Source organism: Actinomadura litoris (genome assembly GCF_009733595.1).
Classification (GTDB): domain Bacteria; phylum Actinomycetota; class Actinomycetes; order Streptosporangiales; family Streptosporangiaceae; genus Spirillospora; species Spirillospora litoris.
Window position 1 is genome coordinate 646,087 of record NZ_WOFH01000003.1, and the last position, 19,389, is coordinate 665,475.

19 protein-coding genes are annotated in these 19,389 nt (G+C 72.6%); 7 read left to right on the top strand and 12 right to left on the bottom strand.

The window, feature by feature from the left end:
- The first annotated feature begins 97 nt into the window (after positions 1-97).
- Positions 98-1,567: a flavin-containing monooxygenase gene (locus GNZ18_RS10670; RefSeq protein WP_156216064.1), complete on the top strand. Its 1,470-nt coding sequence runs from the start codon at positions 98-100 to the stop codon at positions 1,565-1,567.
- On the opposite strand, the gene GNZ18_RS10675 is transcribed toward GNZ18_RS10670, so the two are convergent.
- From GNZ18_RS10675 to GNZ18_RS10685, 3 genes are all read right to left on the bottom strand, one after another.
- Complete coding sequence (locus GNZ18_RS10675; protein WP_156216065.1) at positions 1,545-3,512, bottom strand: WD40 repeat domain-containing serine/threonine protein kinase; 1,968 nt, start codon at positions 3,510-3,512, stop codon at positions 1,545-1,547. The two genes, GNZ18_RS10670 and GNZ18_RS10675, sit on opposite strands and share 23 nt — an antisense overlap.
- A 10-nt stretch (positions 3,513-3,522) precedes the next feature.
- Entirely contained in the window at positions 3,523-4,170 is a 648-nt protein-coding gene (locus GNZ18_RS10680) for a TetR/AcrR family transcriptional regulator (RefSeq protein ID WP_156216066.1), read from the bottom strand.
- Positions 4,171-4,567: 397 nt separating this feature from the next.
- A complete protein-coding gene (locus tag GNZ18_RS10685; RefSeq protein ID WP_156216067.1) occupies positions 4,568-5,074 on the bottom strand; it encodes a hypothetical protein in 507 nt (168 codons plus the stop codon).
- Positions 5,075-5,084: 10 nt separating this feature from the next.
- Here GNZ18_RS10685 and GNZ18_RS10690 point away from each other — a divergent pair, with 10 nt between their 5' ends.
- A complete protein-coding gene (locus GNZ18_RS10690) occupies positions 5,085-5,396 on the top strand; it encodes a hypothetical protein (RefSeq protein ID WP_156216068.1) in 312 nt (103 codons plus the stop codon).
- Between the two features lie 9 nt (positions 5,397-5,405).
- On the opposite strand, the gene GNZ18_RS10695 is transcribed toward GNZ18_RS10690, so the two are convergent.
- Both GNZ18_RS10695 and GNZ18_RS10700 read right to left on the bottom strand, forming a co-directional pair.
- Entirely contained in the window at positions 5,406-6,050 is a 645-nt protein-coding gene (locus GNZ18_RS10695; protein WP_156216069.1) for a TetR/AcrR family transcriptional regulator, read from the bottom strand.
- Positions 6,051-6,084: 34 nt separating this feature from the next.
- Positions 6,085-6,939 carry an aggregation-promoting factor C-terminal-like domain-containing protein gene (locus tag GNZ18_RS10700; RefSeq protein ID WP_156216070.1) on the bottom strand — a complete coding sequence of 285 codons (855 nt, stop codon included), beginning with the start codon at positions 6,937-6,939 and terminating at the stop codon, positions 6,085-6,087.
- A 176-nt stretch (positions 6,940-7,115) separates the two neighbouring features.
- Between GNZ18_RS10700 and GNZ18_RS10705 the strand changes: the two genes are divergently transcribed.
- Entirely contained in the window at positions 7,116-7,643 is a 528-nt protein-coding gene (locus tag GNZ18_RS10705) for a MarR family winged helix-turn-helix transcriptional regulator (RefSeq protein ID WP_156216071.1), read from the top strand.
- 13 nt (positions 7,644-7,656) lie between these two features.
- Here the strand turns inward: GNZ18_RS10705 and rpsD are convergent, their stop codons facing one another.
- The gene (rpsD, locus tag GNZ18_RS10710; RefSeq protein WP_156216072.1) at positions 7,657-8,262 is read right to left on the bottom strand and encodes a 30S ribosomal protein S4; all 606 of its coding nucleotides are present in this window, start codon (positions 8,260-8,262) and stop codon (positions 7,657-7,659) included.
- A gap of 67 nt (positions 8,263-8,329) precedes the next feature.
- On the opposite strand from rpsD, the gene GNZ18_RS10715 reads away from it, so the two are divergent.
- Entirely contained in the window at positions 8,330-9,139 is an 810-nt protein-coding gene (locus GNZ18_RS10715) for a DUF2470 domain-containing protein (protein ID WP_216651231.1), read from the top strand.
- 317 nt (positions 9,140-9,456) lie between these two features.
- Here the strand turns inward: GNZ18_RS10715 and GNZ18_RS10720 are convergent, their stop codons facing one another.
- Both GNZ18_RS10720 and GNZ18_RS10725 read right to left on the bottom strand, forming a co-directional pair.
- Positions 9,457-10,608, bottom strand: a complete 1,152-nt coding sequence (locus GNZ18_RS10720; protein ID WP_214617181.1) for a DUF5925 domain-containing protein — start codon at positions 10,606-10,608, stop codon at positions 9,457-9,459.
- 84 nt (positions 10,609-10,692) lie between these two features.
- On the bottom strand, positions 10,693-11,460 hold the full coding sequence (locus GNZ18_RS10725; RefSeq protein ID WP_156216073.1) for a lysophospholipid acyltransferase family protein: 768 nt from the start codon (positions 11,458-11,460) through the stop codon (positions 10,693-10,695).
- A gap of 138 nt (positions 11,461-11,598) precedes the next feature.
- Here GNZ18_RS10725 and GNZ18_RS10730 point away from each other — a divergent pair, with 138 nt between their 5' ends.
- A complete protein-coding gene (locus tag GNZ18_RS10730; RefSeq protein WP_246249563.1) occupies positions 11,599-12,468 on the top strand; it encodes a hypothetical protein in 870 nt (289 codons plus the stop codon).
- A 193-nt stretch (positions 12,469-12,661) separates the two neighbouring features.
- Here GNZ18_RS10730 and GNZ18_RS10735 read toward each other — a convergent pair whose 3' ends face one another.
- From GNZ18_RS10735 to lpdA, 4 genes are all read right to left on the bottom strand, one after another.
- The gene (locus GNZ18_RS10735; RefSeq protein ID WP_156216075.1) at positions 12,662-13,339 is read right to left on the bottom strand and encodes a uracil-DNA glycosylase; all 678 of its coding nucleotides are present in this window, start codon (positions 13,337-13,339) and stop codon (positions 12,662-12,664) included.
- Positions 13,340-13,433: 94 nt separating this feature from the next.
- Positions 13,434-14,453: a transcriptional regulator gene (locus GNZ18_RS10740; protein WP_156216076.1), complete on the bottom strand. Its 1,020-nt coding sequence runs from the start codon at positions 14,451-14,453 to the stop codon at positions 13,434-13,436.
- Between the two features lie 10 nt (positions 14,454-14,463).
- Positions 14,464-15,324 (bottom strand): dimethylargininase, encoded by an 861-nt coding sequence (gene ddaH / locus GNZ18_RS10745; RefSeq protein ID WP_376766265.1) that lies wholly within the window; start codon positions 15,322-15,324, stop codon positions 14,464-14,466.
- Between the two features lie 217 nt (positions 15,325-15,541).
- On the bottom strand, positions 15,542-16,945 hold the full coding sequence (lpdA, locus tag GNZ18_RS10750) for a dihydrolipoyl dehydrogenase (protein ID WP_156216077.1): 1,404 nt from the start codon (positions 16,943-16,945) through the stop codon (positions 15,542-15,544).
- 328 nt (positions 16,946-17,273) lie between these two features.
- Here lpdA and GNZ18_RS10755 point away from each other — a divergent pair, with 328 nt between their 5' ends.
- Positions 17,274-17,741 carry a hypothetical protein gene (locus GNZ18_RS10755; RefSeq protein ID WP_156216078.1) on the top strand — a complete coding sequence of 156 codons (468 nt, stop codon included), beginning with the start codon at positions 17,274-17,276 and terminating at the stop codon, positions 17,739-17,741.
- Between the two features lie 76 nt (positions 17,742-17,817).
- Positions 17,818-19,203 (top strand): MFS transporter, encoded by a 1,386-nt coding sequence (locus tag GNZ18_RS10760; RefSeq protein ID WP_156216079.1) that lies wholly within the window; start codon positions 17,818-17,820, stop codon positions 19,201-19,203.
- Positions 19,204-19,389 lie beyond the last annotated feature (186 nt).

The window sequence follows — 19,389 nt, forward strand, 5'->3', positions numbered from 1 at the left end:
GTGGCGCCGCTCACAGCAGAATCCTCACTGTTGGACCTACCGTCAGTAACCTACTGCCGGTAACTTACTGCTAGTAGGTTACCCCGGAAGGATGGACATGGCTGAGCGCACCCCCGCGATCGTGATCATCGGCTCCGGCTTCGCCGGGCTCGGCATGGCGATCGGGCTCAAGCGGTCCGGCTTCCACGACTTCGTGGTGCTGGAGAAGAGCGACGCCCTCGGCGGGACCTGGCACGACAACACCTATCCCGGCTGCGCGTGCGACGTCCCCTCGCACATGTACTCCTTCTCCTTCGCGCTGAACCCCGGCTGGACGCGGATGTTCGCGCCGCAGCCCGAGATCCGCGCCTACATGGAGCGCACCGCCGACGCCTACCGGGTGCGCGACCACATCCGCTTCGGAAGCGCCGTCGAGAGCATGGAGTACGACGACGCCGCCCGCCGCTGGAACCTCGCGCTCGCCGACGGGAGCGTGCTCACCCCGAGGGCCGTCGTGACCGGCGTCGGCGCCCTGCACATCCCCTCGGTGCCCGACCTGCCCGGCATCGAGCGCTTCCGGGGCACCGCGTTCCACTCCGCCGAGTGGGACGACTCCTACGACCTCACCGGCAAGCGCGTCGCCGTCGTCGGCACGGGCGCGTCCGCGATCCAGTTCGTCCCGGAGGTCGCCCGGAAGGCGGACGACCTCGTCGTCTTCCAGCGGACCGCCCCCTGGCTCCAGCCCAAGCCCGACCGCGCGTTCTCTCCCAGGACGCGCGCCCTGCTGGAGAAGGTTCCGGGCGCCGCCCGCGCGTTCCGCGACGGCATCTACTGGACGCTGGAGGCGCGCGCGGTCGGCTTCACCCTCGACCCGCGCCTGTCGGCCCCGCAGGAGCGGATCGCCCGCTGGCACCTCCGCCACCAGGTCCCCGACCCGGAACTGCGCGCCAGGCTGACCCCCGACTACCGGATCGGCTGCAAGCGGATCCTGCTGTCCAACGACTACTATCCGGCGCTCGCGCGCCCGAACGTGCGGGTGGAGACCTCCGGCATCGCCGAGGTCCGCGAGCACTCCGTCCTCACCCGGGACGGCCGCGAGTACGAGGTCGACTGCGTCATCTACGGCACCGGCTTCAAGGTGACCGACGCCCTCACCGACCTGCGCGTCACCGGCCGCGGCGGCGTCAAGCTCCAGGAGATCTGGGCGGAGGGCATCGAGGCGCACCGCGGCACCACGATCCCGGGCCTGCCCAACTTCTTCATGCTCCTCGGCCCCAACACCGGCCTCGGCCACAACTCGGTCGTGTTCATGATCGAGGTGCAGATCCAGCACGTCCTGAGCTGCCTGCGCCTCCTCCAGGAACGCGGCGCCGACACCATCGAGCCGAAGCCGCAGGCGTCCCGCCGCTTCAACGACCGCCTCCAGCGCCGCCTGCGCCGCCTGGTGTGGAACGAGGGCGGCTGCCGCAGCTGGTACCTGGACGCCCAGGGCGTCAACCGGACCCTCTGGCCGGGCCACACCTTCGAGTTCTGGCACACCACCCGCAAGGCGAACCCCACCGAGTTCACCTTCGACCGCGCCGACTGAGCTCCCACAGCCGTACGGAACGGTCACCACCCGCCGACGCGAGAACCGTTCCGTCCCGGTTCGCGACGACCCTCAGCACGGGCCCATCATGCCCGGTCAGCACGGCGACGCTCGCGGCTTCCGATCGACCGTGCGGACCGGACGCGCCGTGAAGCGCGGTGGCCGTGTCCCACACTCGGACGGCGGCGTCGTCGGCCGCCGTCACCGTGACCTGGTCGCGCAACCCGAACGCGATGTCGTTGATGCCGCCGGTGTGGCCGTGGAGCGACGCCACCCGGCGCGGGTCACGGTTGACCTTCCACAGGTGGAGCGTGTCGCCGTCCGCGATGGCCAGGCGGTCGCGCCGGTCGAACGCCTGCGGCCCGCTCAGCCGCGCATGGGTGTCCAGCGTCGTCAGGAGCGGGCTGCGGAACCTGCGCAGGACGTCCCAGAGCCTTGGCTGCTCTCCAGGGGCACGGGAGAGGAAGCGTGACCCGTCCGGGGCGAAGAGGATGGCGCGCGGCTCCCCGCGATGCCCGGTGAGGACGTTGACGAGTCTGGCGCGCGCCACGTCCCACAGTTCGATCTTGTAGCCGACGGCGCGGGAGTCGTCCAGGTCGCGCTCCCGGGTCACCACCGCGAGGTGTACGCCGTCCGGGTCGAACACCATGGCGCCGGAGCCCAACCCGCCGTTGTCGCGGCCGAGGTCGATGCCGGCCTCGCCGAACCGGTACAGCAGCACGCCCGGCGAGTCCGCCGACTTCGTGGCGAAGATCGGCTCGCCGCTTCGGGAGCCCATCGCGTACTGGGCGAACCGTTCGTGCGCGGCCAGCAACCTCCGCGAGGGCACTTTGGGTCGGGTCAGGGTGAAGACCGCGCCGTCGCTGACCAGGAGGCCACCGCCTGGCAGGAAGCGGACGCGCGCGGCGTCCCGCCCGTTCTTCGAGCGGCTCACGGAGTGGACCATCTGCCGCGACGCCACGTCCCAGAGCCAGGCCGCCGGGAGCCCGGGCTCGTCGGGCAGTGCGGTGGCGAGCGTACGGCCGTCGGGGGAGAACGCCAAGTCGCTGACGACGCACGGAAGGGCGTCCAGCGACAGGGTGTCCGGCGAAAGATGCGCGATGGGCGTCGGCGGGCGTAACCGCCGGGGTGGTGACGCCCGCCGCTCGCGGGCGGTGGGCGCGAGCAGGGCGGCGGCCTCCTCCGCGGCGATGCGCAGGGCCGGGTCCTTGCGGAGCAGGCCGTCCAGGACGGGACGGAGCGGCCCCGCGTTGACCGGCGGGCGCGGCTCCTCGGTCAGCAGCGCCGACAGGATCGCCATCGCCGTCGGACCCCGGAACGGCGGCTCGCCCTCGACCGCGGCATAGAGGGTCGCGCCCAGCGACCACAGGTCGCTCGCCGGGGACGCCGCGCCCGAGCGCGCCTGCTCGGGCGCCATGTACGAGGGCGTGCCGAGGATCGCGCCGGACGCCGTCAGCGCCGTCATGCCCTCGGCGGCGGCGATGCCGAAGTCGGTCAGGATCACCCGGTCGCCGTCCAGCAGGACGTTCCCCGGCTTCACATCGCGGTGCGTGACGCCCGCCGCGTGCGCCGCGCGCAGACCGTCCAGCATGAGCGCGCCGATCTGGGCGACCCGCTCAGGCGGGAGGGGCCCGCCCGCGATCTCGTCGGCGAGCGTGCGGCCGGGGACGAACTCCATCACGATCCACGGACGCTCGTCATGCCAGGCCACGTCGTACACGGTGATGACGGACGCGTGCCGGAGCCGCGCCGCCGAGCGGGCCTCACGCAGCGTCCGCGCGTACCACTCGCCGTCCGCCGCCAGGCCGGGCGGGGTCAGGACCTCCTTGACCGCCACCTCGCGGTCGAGGACGTCGTCATGGGCCCGCCACACCACGCCCATCCCGCCGCGCCCGATCGCATCCAACAGGCGGTATCGGCCGCCGACCGGGGCGTCTTCGGTCATGGGGGCCGCGTTATTTCGTGGGGGCGAACATCGGTTTGATGCCGGAGATGATCTGGCGGATCACCGGGCGCTGCTCGGCGGGGGTGCGGCCGCGCAGGTCGTGGATGGGGTCGAGGCCGTCGTAGTAGGGCGCGAGGGCCAGGAAGGGCAGGATGGTCAGGATCAGCGTGGCGAGGACGTCGAGGTCGGCGTCCTCGCGGATGTCGCCGTGCTCCTGCCACAGCTTCAGCGTCGGGTGGATGACCTGGAGGTAGTGCTGGTTCGCGGTCTCGCGGATGACCGAGCGGACGCTGTTGTCGAGCTCGAAGTTCGTGGCGGCGGTGACCGCGCGCTGGAGCGGGTGGTCGGCCATGTACTCGGTCCAGTCGCACAGGACGTCGAACAGCCACTCGTCGAAGGGCTGGTCGAGGTCGAGGCGGGCGATGCGGCGCTCCATCTCCTCGCGGATGCTGCGGGACGCCTCGTCGCAGACGAACGCGAAGAACTCCAGCTTGTCGCTGAAGTACTGGAAGAGGGAGCCCTTGGCGATGCCGGCCTCGCGGGCGATGGTGTTCAGGCTGCCGGTCGAGTACCCGTGCTCACCGAACTCGCGCATCGCCACTTCGAGCACCCGCTCGCGCTTGGCGACGTTGAGCCGGAACCAGGTGGACGTTGGCATGGACCCCTTCGACTTTCCGTCAGGAACCGGTAACCCAGAGGTCAGGATAACGGTCCGTGGCGTCCCGTGTGACCCAAAACATCACCCGGGTCTCGCGGTGTGCCGGGAGGGGCTCCGCCGGGAGCGTCCGGGGGGCGAATGAAGTCCGGCGAATAGGGTATTGCGGGCACCGTCGCCGGCACCGCGGCGGGCGGGGAGCGTGCCGCCTGGCGCCGGGGATCTACCGTATGCGTGTTATGTGGTCGTGATATGGCGCGATTCGGCGGCCGCGCCGCAGGTCAGAGGCTCAATCGTGATCGAGGACGGGGCCGTAATCCGGTCCGGTTGCTGATCAGCCTGGTCAACGTGATGCGGGTCGAGCATTCAGCAGAAATATCGTCCGCCGGGCTTGAAATCGCTATTCATCACGTGTTTCATCCCCTTCTAGGACGAGACGTACCGGGATGACGGAGGTGAAGGCGGTGCGGTCACGGTCGATCGGCGGCAGGGTGCTCACGGGTGCGGGCGTGGCGGCGGTCATCGCCGTGTCCGGGGCGTCCCCGGTCGCCGCCAAGCCCTCGCCCACGCCGTCCTCCTCCGGCGGGTCCTCGACGAGCCCGACCCCCACGCCGACCAAGACGAGCCCGGACCCGACGCCGACCAAGACGTCCGAGCCGAGCCCGTCGCCGACACCGACCCCGACGCCCTCGGACACGGAGACCTCCACGCCGACGCCGGTACCGACCAAGACGAGCCCCGATCCGAAGCCGACGCAGAAGCCGTCCGCGACGCCGGGCAAACCGAAGCCGGGCCAGTCGAGCGGGCCGAAGCCGCGCGGGTCAGCGCAGACGTCGCGGTCCTCGCGGCCGACGGGGTCGGCCAAGCCGTCCACGGCGCTGAGCCGCGCGGGCAGCGGCGCGCGCACCCCGACCGACGTGCCCTCGGCGGGCGACGGGGAACCCGCGACGAGCGTCCTGCCGCCGCTCGTCAACAGCGGCGCGGTCACCGACCTGCGCGCCCCGCAGGTCGCGCCGCCCGTCGCCGCGCCGGAGGTCGCGCCCGCCCAGCGGGAGCCCGCCCCGGTGGCGGGGCTGCGCGCGGTCCCCGGGGACGGCGCCGCCGCGATCGAGGACGTCGGCGCGCTCCAGGCGGGCGCGCTGGCGGCGCTCGCCTCGTCGGTGGCGTTGCTGCTGCTCAGGCTGCGGGCCGGCCGGGCGCGCCCGCCGCGCGGCGCGCACCGCCGCTGAGGGGCGGCGTCAGCGGGCCAGCCGGATCAGGATCCGGCACACCTCGTCGATGATCTCGGCGGCCTCGGTCTCGCTCTCGGCGGTGGCGATCTCCCGTCCCGCCTCGCCGATCACGGTGGTCAGCACGAGGCTCAGCACCTGGCCGGCGCGCCCAGCGGGGGCCGCGCCGGACGTGCCGTGCAGCAGCTTGGTGTTCTGCGCCATCCACCGCTGCGCGCGGCTGCGGCGCATCAGCGAGGAGCCGGACGGCCCCTCCCCGCCGTGGAACAGCCGCGCCGCCTCCCGCCGCTCCCAGCACACCTGGAGGTAGGCGCGGGCGCCCGCGATGAACAGCGCGATCGGGTCGTCCTCGCCGGCCTTGCGCGCGGTGGAGACGGCGCGCGCCGCGCTCTCCTCCTGCTCGGCGGTCAGCTCCTCCCACAGCGCCACGTACAGCCCGGCCTTGCCGCCGTAGTGGTGGTAGAGGCTGCCGACGCTGATGCCGGAGCGCTCGACGATCTCGGCGATGCCCGCGTCGGCGTAGCCCCGGTCGGCGAACACGCGCTGCGCGGCGGCCAGCAGCGCGTGCCGGGTCGCGTCGGCCCGCGCCCACTGCCGTCCGCCCGCGTGCCCCTCTCCGGCGCCGCCCTCCTCGTGTGGCCTGCTCGTCCGCATCACCCCATCGTCTCAGGTCGCGGACGCGGCCCCCTCAGTACCAGTTGTGCGCCTGCCACCAGGACCACGCGCCGCACGGGTCCTTGTAGCGCGCCTTGATGTAGCCGAGCCCCCAGGCGATCTGGGTGGGGGAGCTGGTGCGCCAGTCCGCCCCGGAGCTGGCGAGCTTGGAGCCGGGGAGCGCCTGCGGGATCCCGTACGCGCCGCTGGAGGGGTTGACGGCCCGCTCGTTCCAGCCGCTCTCGTGGTTCCAGAGGGTCAGCAGCGAGGGCCAGCACCGGTCCCAGCCCTTCAGCGCGCTCATCTTGCGGCCATATCTGCGGTTCTGCCCGGCGCTGGGGTTGGACTTGGCGAGCCGCTCGCGCTCCTGCTCCTCCTTCAGCTTCGCGCGTGCCGCCGCGTCCCGCTTGGCCTTCTCCTTCAGCTCCGCCATCTCGCGCCTGTGCTCCTCGTAGGCGCGCTTCTTGGCGGCGGCGATCGTGTCGGCGGCGATCGGGTCCATGTCGGAGCCGGTCAGCCGCGCGACCATGTCGCCGGTCGACATGCCGGGGGCGGCCATCTTCGGCGGCTTGGCCTCGCCGCCGAAGACGTCGGTGTCCACCAGGACGAGCGCGGCGACGAGCCCGCAGATCGCCGTGACCGTGATGGTGACGTTGTGCGTCAGGAACCGCCACACCCGCCGCCTCTTGCTCGGCCGGTCGGGCGCGAACCCCGTGTCGCGGGGGTCGCCGCCGAGCGGCCCGGCGGCGGCCGGGGCGTCGTCGGGCGCCGGGCGCGGCGGCGGGACGCGGCGGTCGTCGCCGCGTCTCCGGTCGCCGCGCGACCGGCGGGAACCCGCGCGTCGCGAGGAGCCGCTGGGACGTCCGTGCGTGCCGTGACTCTGTGGCATAGGAGAAGACTGCCTCATCGCCCGGGGTTTGTATCGTCCACGCCAGTCGTACGGGCGCGCGGTGACGCTCGGTTCACCGGCCGCCACCCGGACCCGAGGACGGCGCCCCACGAACTAGTCTTGGAGATCACGGAGCGGAGCGGGGCTCGCACGAGCACGGCGGACCGGGGATCGAGATGAGCACGGTGACGGAACCGGGGGAGCACCTGGGGGAGCACGGCGCGCGCGACGGCGTCGCCGTGCCGGACGGGCTGCCGGACGCGCTCGTCCACGAGTTCGGGACGTTGCTCGGCGCCGCCGAGCTGCTGGAGCGGATCGCGGGCCGCGAGCTGGAGCGCCGCTGCGGCATCCGGCACGCGGTGTTCGAGGTGCTGCTGCGGCTCGCCGACGCGGGCTGCCCGCGCTCGATGGGCGGCCTCGCCGACGAGCTGATCCTCACCAGCGGCGGCATGACCCGGCTGGTCGACCGGATGGTGGACGCGGGCCTCGTCCGCCGCGAGCCCGCCCCCGGCGACCGGCGCCGCCAGCTCGTCGAGCTGACCGGCGCCGGGCGCGCGAAGCTGGAGGAGGCGCTGCGCGTGCACGCCGAGACCCTGCGCCGGCACTTCGCCGGGCCGCTCACCGAGGAGCAGCGGCACCTGCTGGTGGACGCGCTGGCCACCCTGCGCACCACCGCCCGCGAGGAGCTCGGCGCCCTGCACTGACTCGCGGGGGGCGTCAGCGCGAGTAGTGCTCGACCACGAGCTGCTCGTCGCAGACCACCGGGATCTCGCGGCGCTCGGGGAGCCGGGCCAGCCGCGCGGCGAGCGCGTCGTGCCGGACCTCCAGGTAGGGCGGGACGTTCTCGGCGTGCCCTCCGGCCGCCGCCACCTGGAACGGGACCATCGCGCGGCTGCGCTCGGCGACCGTGATGACGTCCCCCGGGCGGAGCCGGAACGAGGGGCGGTCCACGCGGCGCCCGTTCACCAGCACGTGGCGGTGCACGACGAACTGGCGGGCCTGGTAGATCGTGCGGGCGAACCCGGAGCGCAGGACGAGCGCGTCCAGCCGGCGTTCGAGGTCGACGATCAGCGCCTCGCCGGTCTTGCCCTCGACCTTGGCCGCCTTCGCGAAGGCGTTGCGGAGCTGCGCCTCGCGGATGTTGTACTGCGCGCGCAGCCGCTGCTTCTCGCGCAGCCGCACCTTGTAGTCGGACTCCTGCTTGCGCGCGCGCCCGTGGACGCCGGGCGGGTACGGGCGGGCCTCGAAGTACTTCACGCTCTTCGGCGTGAGCGGGATGCCGAGCGCCCGGGACAGGCGGACCTTCGGCCGGGGGTTGTTCATTGCGCTCCTCAGTGGTTAGGTAAACCTAAGTTAGGTAAGCCTAACTTGGAACGTCAAGGAGGTCAGGGTGGGTGCGGAGATCGGGCACGGCGGTGACGAGGGGCGAGCGTGCGGGCGGGTGTGCGGCCCCGGACCGGCGGAGCGGGCGCGCACCCTCGCCTACGGCATGGCGGACGGTGCGCTGGCGGTGCCGGGCGTCCCCTACCAGCCCGTCCCGGCGTACACGACGGACCGCGACGGCCGCCCGCTGCTGCTCGTCGAGCGGGCCTCGCCGATCGTGGCGGCGCTGGCGGGCAAGGCGGACCTGGTCGGGACGCTGCGGATCAGCGACGTCGCGCCGGTCGCGATGGCCGACCGCATGCGCGGGCGCGCCTGGATCCACGGCTGGCTCACCGAGCTCCCGCTGGGCGAGCTGCGCGCCGCCGCGATCCGGCTGTCGCGCCCGCATCCGCGCCCCGAGCTGCTCGACCTCGCCGACGGGAACGGCCGCCGCGAGTGGACGGTGCTCGCGCTGGAGGTCGCCGAGGCCGAGATCGAGGACGCGTGGGGCGGCGCGATCCTCGAACCCGAGGAGTACGCCGCCGGCGCCCCCGACCCGTTCGTCGCGGTCGAGGCGGGCATGCTCACGCACCTGGACTCCTGCCACCGCGACGAGCTGGCGCGCCTGCTGTCCCCGGCGGCTGTGGCCGAGAACACACCGGAGCCGGTCGTGCACCCGCTGGCCCTGGACCGGTACGGGCTGTGGCTGCGCCGCTGCGCTCCGCCGCCGGCCGCGCCCGACCCGGTCGACGTCCGGCTCACGTTCGCCCAGCCTGTCAGTGATCTGCACGGGCTCCGCTGCGTCTACCGGCGCCTGTTCGCCGCCGCGACTCCCTAGCCCCTAGGGGTCGTGCTCCGGGTCGTCCGGAAGATGCCAGTGATCTCACGGATGGTGCCCGCCGCCCCTCACGGGCGATGCTCGGGTCTCCGGCCGTGGGACGCCGACCGCGCACCGCCCGGAGACGACCCGGCCGCCGGCTCATCCTCGCGGGGTGGATGAGCCGGTGGACGGGAGACGGACCAGGCGGCGGGGCGGCGGGGTCCCCGGTCGGGCCGGTGGCCCGGCCGCGGTGTGCGCACTGACGGGGGGCGCGGTCCGGGCCACTGGCCGTGAATCCGGGACCCACGTGGTGGCGCGTACCTACGGGCGGACCCCTACAGGTAGAAGCCGGTCGCGGACGAGGGCGCGCCCTGCCCCTCCGGACGCTTCTCGCCCTTGCGGATCGCGGCCAGCTCGGCGAGCGTCGCGCCGTCCGGGCCGATCTCGGCCGCCGGGGCCTCGGAGTCGGCGAGCCACGCGGTCGCCTCGTCCCGGGTCAGCGAGCCGACCTCGATCTGCGCCAGGCAGCGCCCCGGGCGCACGACCGCCGGGTGCAGCCGCGCGAGGTCCTCGTTGGTGGTGATCGCGACGAGGACGTCCCGGCCCTGGCCGAGCATCCCGTCGGTGAGGTTGAGCAGCCGCGACAGGCCCTGGCCCGTCGACTGCTTGGCCTCGCCGCGGATCAGCTCGTCGCAGTCCTCCAGGATGAGCAGCCGCCAGCGGCGGTCCTTCTCCTCCTCGTCGCCGACCGCGACCTCCATCAGGTAGCTGGGCGTGCCGAACAGCGCCTCCGGGTCGAGGACGCAGTCGGCCTGGCACCAGCCGTTCCACGCGCGGGCGAGCGCCCGCAGCGCGGTCGTCTTGCCGGTGCCGGGCGGGCCGTGCAGCAGCAGGAGCCGCCCCGACACCTCCTCGCGGGTGAGGGCCATGACCTCCTCCAGCGCTTCCGCGACCGGGGCGGTGTAGTTGCGCCGGATCTCCGCCCACGCGTCGGCGGAGATCGCCCGCTCGGTGCGGACGGGCCCGTGCGAGCCCATGTGCCAGAAGCCCATCTCGACGTTGGTCTCGTCGGTCTTCGGCGGGTCGGTCGCGTCCTTGACCGACTCCTCCAGGACGCTGTCGGCCAACTCCTCGCTGACCGCCGACACCTCCACGTAGGCGCTGCCGTTGCTCCACCGGTTCGTCAGCAGCGTCCAGCCCTCGCCCTCGGCGAGCACCGACTCCTTGCCCTTCTCGCGCGCGACGCGCACGAGCCGGCACGCGTCCGGGCGCAGCGGCGCCTCGGGGCGGACGTGGTCGAGCCGCGTCGAGCGCGACCACGGCTGCTCGCCGGTGGCGAACGGACGCAGCTTCAACACGTCCAGCACGTCCGCCGGAGAGTTGTTGTCGTTCAGGTTGAAGACCACCGGCACCGGTGAGCCCGCCTCCAGATCGGTCACGTTCTCCCGTGGCTCGACGAGGCGCAGGACGTCCTTGGGCATGGTCATGACTTCGATGATCAGGGCCGCCGCGGCGCCCCGTCCACCCAATTAGCCCGTCGCGCCCCGCTCGTCATCGCTCGTCACCGCTCGTCAGGACGCGGCGCCGCCCCGGTCGGCCCTGCGCGCCTCGCTCTCCTCCAGGTCCATCTTCTCGGCCTGGCCCGGCGTCGGCGCCGACCCGCCGAGGTAGGCGGGCTGCCACCAGGTCTCGTCCGCGCGCGGGACGTCGGGGTACTCGCGCTGCGCCCGCTCCAGCATGTCCGAGAGTGTGGCGTGCAGGTCGCGCGTGACCTGGTCGTAGTCGTCGCCGCGCTTGGGGTGCATCGGCTCGCCCACCAGGATCGTCACCGGGACGTTGCGCTGGAGCAGCCGCCGCTTGTGCCCCTTGGTCCACAGCCGCTGCGGGCCCCAGATCGTGAGCGGGATCAGCGGCACCTTGCCCGCCACCGCCATCCGCACCGCGCCGCTCTTGATCTCCTTCACCGTGAACGAGCGGCTGATCGTCGCCTCGGCGAACACCCCGACGATCTCGCCGCCCTTGAGCGCCTTCAGCGCCGCCGCGTAGGACGAGGCGCCCGCGTCGCGGTCGACCGGGATGTGATGCATGCCCCGCATCAGCGGCCCGCCGATCCGGTTGTCGAAGATCTCCTTCTTGGCCATGAACCGCACCAGCCGCCCCGCCGGGTGCGCCGCCGCCCCCGCGAAGATGAAGTCGAGGTAGCTGACGTGGTTGCTGACCAGCACCGCGCCGCCGGTACGGGGGATCTGGTCGGCCCCCTCCAGCCGGACCTTGAGGTTCAGGGCCTTGAACACACCGAGAGCCGTCTTGATCACCGGCGGGTACACGATTTCGGACATGCAAGCACCGTACTTGAGCCGCCCGTGATCAGCGAGTACGGCGCAGGATCGCGATGGATCACACAACCGGCCGGAACTCTGAGAAGGTTGGGTGGTGACGTGATCGGTGGAAGACGTGATCGGTGAAAGGGGATGAGCATGGAACCGTTGGACGCGGCGGCGGACGTACACGCGCTCATCCGTGACGTGCTGCCCGACCTCGCGCCCAGCGCCTGGTTCGACTCGGGCACCTCCGAGGTGGTGCTGCCCGTCGGACGCTCGGAGGCCCGCGCGTCCAGCTGGACGGTTCTGGAGCGCTGCGCCCGCGAGCCCCGCTCGGCGTGGCCCAAGGTCGTCGACGAGTGGGTCCGCGAGGTCACCGACCGCGCGTTCCTCGCGGTCGGTGAGATGGAGCTGTTCGGCGACGTCCGCGAGCTGCTGCGGCTGCGGATCGTGCCGAAGCTCGCCCCCCGCGACCGCGAGGGCCTCGTGGTGGTGCCCGCGGGCGACCACTTCGACGCGATGGTGATGATCGAGCACCCCCGCTACGGCGGCCCCCTGACCAAGGCCCGCGCGGGCCTGCTCGGCCTGCGCAAGCTCGGCTACGTGATGACCAACACCCACGACCGGGAGCTGGCCGACGTCGCCGTCCGCGACCAGCCGCTGCTGCCGGGACGCGACGTCCGCGTCGTCACCAAGCCGGGCAGCCGGTACGTGTCGGCGCTGCTCAGCGAGGTCGACCAGTTCCTGCCGGGGCCGAACCGGCACGGCGCCCTCGTCGGCGTCCCCTGCCACAGCACGCTGCTGCTCTACCCGATCACCTCGGTGGCGGTCCGCGAGGTGCTCCCGGTCTTCGCCGACGTCGTCCAGGAGATGCACGAGGCCGCCGAGGACCCCTGCGCCCCCGGCGTCTACTGGAGCCACGGCGAGCGCCGCCTGACCCCGCTGAGCGCGACGTCCCTGCCCGAGGGCTCGGGCGGCTCGGACGAGTTCTCCGCCCTCCTGCGCCGCCTCCCGGCCGACTCCTAGGGCGTGTTCCCGCAGTCCCGGCCCAAGGCACTCGCCTGGCGGCTCGTGCCTTGACCGTGCCTTGGCGGGCGCGGCATCGCTTCGCGATCTTCCCGGTGGGGCTCGCCTCCGGCTTCGCCCCACCGCTCAGCCAACGCGCCCGCGCGGTGGTTGAGGCCACCGCGAGAGGTGCCCTAGGTGGTGGGGCCGGGGATCAGGGGAGCTTCCAGTCGATGGGCTGCCCGCCCTGCTGCTCCAGCAGCTGGTTGGCGCGGGAGAACGGCCGGGACCCGAAGAAGCCGCTGTCGGCGGAGTAGGGGCTCGGGTGCGGCGACTCGATGCACGGGACGTCGCCGAGCATCGGCCGCAGGTTGCGGGCGTTGCGCCCCCACAGGATCGCGACCAGGGGCCCGCCGCGCGCGGCGAGCGCGCGGATGGCCTGCTCGGTGACCTCCTCCCAGCCCTTGTCGCGGTGCGAGTTCGGCTTGCCGGGCATGACGGTCAGCGCCCGGTTCAGCAGCAGGACGCCCTGCTCGGCCCACGGCGTGAGGTCGCCGTTGGAGGGCTGCGGGTGGCCGAGGTCGTCGCAGTACTCGCGGAAGATGTTGACGAGGCTGGCCGGGATCGGGCGGACGTCCGGCGCGACCGAGAAGCTGAGCCCGACGGGATGGCCGGGCGTCGGGTAGGGGTCCTGGCCGACGATCAGGACGCGGACGTCGGCGAAGGGCTGGGTGAAGGCCCGCAGGATGAGGTTTCCGGCGGGCAGGTAGCGGCGTCCGGCGGCGACCTCGGCGCGCAGCCAGTCGCCCGCGGCGGCGATCGTGCCCGCGACGGGCTGCAGCGCGGACGCCCAGCCCGCCTCGACGATCTCCGGGAGCGGTCGTGCGGTCATGGCGCACCACACTAACGGCATGATCTTGCGCCCGTTCCTTGATCACGGTAGCGGACTTCCCTGACCACATCAGGACGATCCATGGATGCGGCTGTCAAGGTCGGCCGAAATGTGCGGGGGTGACGCCGAGCGCCGCCCGGTGCCGCCACGCGAGCCGGAGCGCGGCGGCGCCGGCGGGCTGCATCGGCTCGGGGACCGTTCCGTCGAACGGCGCCATCGACACCTCGCCCTCGGCGTTCACGGCGACGAGCCCGCCGAACAGGGCGCGGAACGCCGCGTCCTCGAACACCACTGCGGTGAGCAGGTCGAGCGCGAACGTGAGCGGGTCGACGCCGAGCCCGAGGAAGTGCGCGCGGACGTCCCCGTTCTCGCGGGCCCCGGTCAGCTCCCGGTGGAAGGGCCACTCGTCCTGGACGAAGCCGGGGCCGTAGTCCTCGCCGCGCCCGAGGAACTCCTCGGCGTACTCGCGGACCATGCAGTTCCACAGGCTCAGGCCGCGCTCGCCGTCGAGGGGCTGGAACACCCCGACCGGCATCACCTGGTGGAGCCCGCCCGCGTGCGCGACCTTCGCCGGGTCGCGCCAGTGCAGGACGTAGGAGCCGGACGCCGTGAGGGTCACCGTCGTGATCGCGGGCAACGCCGCCCGCCGCGCGAGGTCGAGCGGATCCCCGACCCGACCGCGCACCGGCAGCCCCTCCGCGCCCGCCGCCAGCTCGTGCGCGGCGGCCTCGCCGACGTTGACGGCGTCGAAGTAGCGCGCCGGGCCGAGGCGCAGGAGCGGCGGGGCGGCGGCGAGCAGCCGGTGGCTCGGCCGGTCCTCGAAGATCGCGGGCCTGGCGAGCGCCGCCATCGCCGCGGCGTAGGTGCGGTATCCGGCGGGCAGCCCGTCGGACGGGTCGCGGACGGCCGGCGGGGCGGGGTCGGCCTCCCACTCCAGCCGGACGTCCTCCAGCGGGATCGGCGCCTCCGGGATCCAGCCGTCCCGGCACAGCAGCGGCGTGCCCGCGACGCGCGGCACGCCGGGGTACAGCCCGTCGGCGACCTCACCGAGCCGGGCGCGGCCGGCGTTCAGCGCGCGCCGCTCGTCCCGCCACCGCTGCTCTTCGGCGTTCACGCCGCCCACCCTAGGGCGCCGGGCGCAGCTCCAGCGTGCAGCACTTGGGGCCGCCGCCCGCCTTGCGCAACTCCGACAGGTCGACCGGGACGGGCGTGTACCCGCGCTCGGCCAGCGCGCCGATCAGGCCCGCCGCCTCGGCGTTCACGACGACGTTGCGGCCGTCGCACACGGCGTTGAGGCCGAGGACCGCCGCGTCCCGCTCGCCGGCGATGACCGCGTGGGGGAACAGGCGCTCCAGCACCGCGCGGCTGCCCGGCGAGAACGCGCCGGGGTAGTAGGCGACGTCGCGCCCGCCGAGCGGGAACAGCGCGGTGTCCAGGTGGTAGAAGCGCGGGTCGACGAGCCGGAGCGTCACGACCGGGCGCCCCAGGAATTCCTGCGCTTCCTGGTGGGCGGCGATGTCGGTACGGAACCCGGTGCCCGCGAGGATGACGTCGTCCAGGGTGAGGAAGTCGCCTTCCCCCTCATTGGTGTACTGCGGCTCAAGGACGTCGGTGAAACCGTTGTCCCTGAGCCACCTCGCATACGCGGGCCCTTCCGCGTACCGCTCGGGGAAGGCGAAGCGCGCGCCGTAGACGCGCCCGCCGACGACCAGCGCGCCGTTCGCGGCGAACACCATGTCGGGCAGTCCCTCGACCGGGTCGATCAGGCTGACCTCGTGCCCGAGGGCGAGGTAGGCGGCGCGCAGCGCCTCCCACTGCGCGACGGCCCGTCCCGCGTCGGCGCCCGCCGCCGGGTCCATCCACGGGTTGATCGCGTAGGTCACGGCGAAATGCTCGGGACGGCACATCAGGAAGTGCCGCCGCAGCGCGACCCGCTCGGGGAGGGGGCTCGGCTCAGGGACGGCGCTCGGCTCCATTGCCGGCATGACGGTCATGCGCGTCTCCACAGGGCTTCCGGAGGGGGAAAGCGTGCTGATCGAAAGCCTAGGAACGCCGGGCCCGCAATCCAATCCGCCGACCTTGCGCCGCCGTGGTGTTTCGTTGCGCGTTCCGGCGGCGCGCCCGCGAATCATTGCGCGGCCCGTGAACCATTGCGCCGCCGTGGCGTGTTCGCCCTCCGGCGGGCGAACACGCCGCCACGGGTCAGAGGTTGATCATGTGACCGGCCAGGCCGTGCACGGCCTCCTTGACGGCCTCGCCCAGCGTCGGGTGGGCGTGGACGTTGCGGGCGACCTCGTGGACGGTCAGGTCCCACTGCTGGGCCAGGGTCAGCTCCGGCAGCAGCTCGGTGACCTCCGGGCCGATCAGGTGCGCGCCGAGGATCTCGCCGTACCTGGCGTCGCTGATCACCTTGACGAAGCCGTCGCCCTCGCCCATGCCGAGCGCCTTGCCGTTGGCGCTGTAGGGGAACTTGGCGGTCTTGACGTCGAAGCCCTGCTCCTTGGCCTGCGCCTCCGTCCAGCCGAAGCTCGCGATCTGCGGCTGGCAGTAGGTGGCGCGCGGGATCATCACGTAGTCGAGCTCCATCGTCTCGGCGTCCGCGATGGTCTCGGCGGCGACGATGCCCATCGCCTCGGCGGCGTGCGCGAGCATCAGCTTGGCGGTGACGTCGCCGATGGCGTAGATGTGCGGGACGGACGTGCGGCACCGGCCGTCCACGTCGATCGCGCCCCGCTCGGTCAGCGCGACGCCGGTCTTGTCGAGCCCGTAGCCCTCGACGTTCGGCTGGAACCCGATCGCCTGGAGCACCTTGTCGGCCTCGATGACCTGCTGCGCGCCGTCCTTGCCGGTGACGGTGACCTTGACCTTCTCGCCCGAGTCGTCGATCGCGTCCACGCGGGTCGAGGTCAGGACGTCCACGCCGAGCTTGCGGTACCGCTTGGCCAGCTCCTTGGACACGTCCGCGTCCTCGTTCGGGACCATCCGGTCGAGGAACTCGACGATCGTGACCTTCACGCCGTAGTTGTGCAGGACGTAGGCGAACTCCACGCCGATGGCGCCCGCGCCCGCGATGACGATGCTCTCCGGCAGCTCCGAGCTGAGGATCTGCTCCTCGTAGGTGACGACCCGCTCGGACAGGGACGTGCCGGGCAGCAGCTTGGTGTGCGCCCCGGCGGCGATGATGCAGCTACCGAACGTGACCGTCGTGCTGGACCCGTCGGAGCCCGCGACCTGGAGGGTGTTCGGGTCGGTGAAGGTCCCCCGCCCGTCAAAGGTGGTGATCTTGTTCTTCTTCATCAGGAACTGGACGCCCTTGACGAGCTTGTCCGAGACCTGCCGGCTGCGCTGGTACGCCTCGCCGTAGTCGAAGGTCACCTCCCCCTCGACCTTGATCCCGTACTTCTTCCGCTCCTTGGTGAAGATGTGGGCCAGCTCGGCGTTGCGCAGCAGCGCCTTCGAGGGGATGCAGCCGACGTTGAGGCAGACCCCGCCCCAGTACCTCTCCTCGATGATCGCGGTCTTCAGCCCGAGCTGCGCCGCCCGGATCGCGGCGACATATCCACCCGGGCCCGAGCCCAGGACCACGACGTCAAAGTTTTCGCTCATATCCATGGACGATATTCGTCGCCGCCCCGTGCTCGCATCCCGGACCGCCCCGGCGTGCTTCGGGTCACCCGTCACATCCTGTTAGGGTTTCGAGCGGCCTCCCGCCGGTGATCCTTTCCCGGGGGGCGCGGCGGCGCGCGAGCGGCGGGCCGCCCGGCGCGTCGCCCGGCCGGGCGGGCGCGCGACGCGGCGGCGGTGCCCGCGCGGTGCCCGCGCCGGCGGCGGCCCGAGGAACCGGCGGCCTCCGTCCCGGAACACGGCGCCCCGGCGCGATCGTTGAGGGCAGATCGGCCCGTCCCGTCACAAGCGAAAGCGGAGGAGAAGGCGAGTGAGGATCCCGAGGCGCGTCAACACCGTCCTGGACTGGATGGAGAAGCACTTCGTCGCGCTCGCGGTGGTCGTCGCGCTCGTCGCCGTGGCCCTGCTGGCCATGCTCGCGCCGCCGCTCGTCGGGCTCCCGGTCGCCGGGTTCATCGTCGGGCTGGCCGTCGGCGGGTTCCTCGTGCACGTCCGGATGAGCAAGCGGGTCGCCCGCGTCCGCGCCGATGTCGACGACCTGCTCCGCGAGAACGGGGCGCTCCGGCACCGCAACACCGTCCTCGCCAGCGGGGTGATCACGCGGGAGGCGCAGGAGACGCAGGCGTTCGTCGCCATCCCCGAGGAGGAGGACATCCTCGACGGCGACCCGCAGGGCACCGCCGCGCTCCCCGAGCTGATCGACGACCTCCTGGAGGAGGACGCGGGCAAGGCCGCCGACGAGGACGAGGACACCGCGAAGAACCACCGCCGCGCCTAGCCGGGGGCGGTCATGTGATCACCGGGCGTTAGCCTCGCCGATCTTGGGGGAGATCGGACCCCGGAGGTGGTGGTCGATGAGCGCGCACTCGGGAGCGGCACCGGGGCACGAGCGGGCGGGAGCGGCACTCGCCAAGGACGAGGTCGACCTGCCGACCGTCCGCAAGGCCGTGCTCGCCTCCGCGATGGGCAACTGCATCGAGTGGTTCGACTTCGGCGTGTTCAGCGCCGGGGTGATGACCTCGATCATCGGCACGGTCTTCTTCCCGTCCGGGGAGTCGGGCGGCGCCACGCTGCGCTCGTTCGCCCTGATCGCGGCGGCGTTCATCGCCCGCCCGTTCGGCGGGATGTTCTTCGGGCCGCTGGGCGACCGCATCGGCCGCAAGAAGGTGCTGGCCGCCACGATCCTCCTGATGTCGGGCTCGACGTTCGTGATCGGGATCCTGCCCGGATACGGCACGATCGGCGTGGCGGCACCGCTGCTGCTGCTCCTGGTCCGGCTGACGCAGGGGTTCTCGACCGGCGGGGAGTACGGCGGCGCCGCCACGATGATCGCCGAGTACGCGCCGACGGACCGGCGCGGGTTCTTCGGCAGCTTCCTCGAACTCGGCACGCTCGCCGGGTACATCATGGGCGCCGGCCTGGTGCTGCTGGTCGACCTCGGCCTGGGGGAGGACCGCATGCACGACTGGGGCTGGCGGCTGCCGTTCCTGGTCGCGCTGCCGCTCGGGCTCGTCGGGCTCTACGTCCGGACGCGGATCGAGGACACCCCGGCCTTCCAGCGCATGGAGGAGGAGGGCGAGAAGGCCCGCTCGCCCCTCAAGGAGACGCTGGAGCACCACTGGCGGACGATCGTCACGCTCATCGGGATCGTCCTGCTGCTGAACGTCGCCGACTACACGCTGCTGACGTTCATGCCCTCCTACCTCGTCGACTTCCTCGACATGGACGACGTGACCGCGCAGCTCATCACGATCGGGGTCGAGGCCGTGATGATCGCGGTGATCGTGCCGCTCGGCGCGCTGTCGGACCGGATCGGCCGCAAGCCGCTGCTGACCACGGCCGCGATCGGCTTCGCCCTGCTGTCCTTCCCGGCGTTCGCGCTCATGCAGACCGGGCACCCGGCGGGCGTCGCGCTCGGTTACGCCATCATCGGCGGGCTGCTGGTGCTGATCCTGGCGGTGATCGGTGCGACGTTCCCGGCGATGTTCCCGACCAAGGTGCGGTACGGGGCGTTCGCGATCGGCTACAACGTCTCGACGTCGCTGTTCGGCGGCACCGCCGCCGTGCTGGTCGGCTCGCTGATCACGGTGACGGGCACCAACTACGTCCCGGCCTACTACCTGGTCCTGGTGGCGCTGGTCGCGCTCGTGCCGATCAGGCTGATCCCCGAGACGGCGAAGGTGCCGATCGACCGGATCGGCACCCCGCAGGCGCCGGAAGCGGCCGGTTCCGGCGCCTGACGGCGGGCCGGAAATGTAGTCCATCGCCCCTTGGCGGCTCTCTGTACAGGGACGATTCCGAGCGGTATCTCGCGCGGGTTGGACTTGTGTGGCCCGCAGGCAAAGAAGAGGTGCGGGTGATCGCACATTGCACTCCGCCGATTACCGTAGGTAGCGTCACCGATGGCAAGACGACGGGGCATGTGG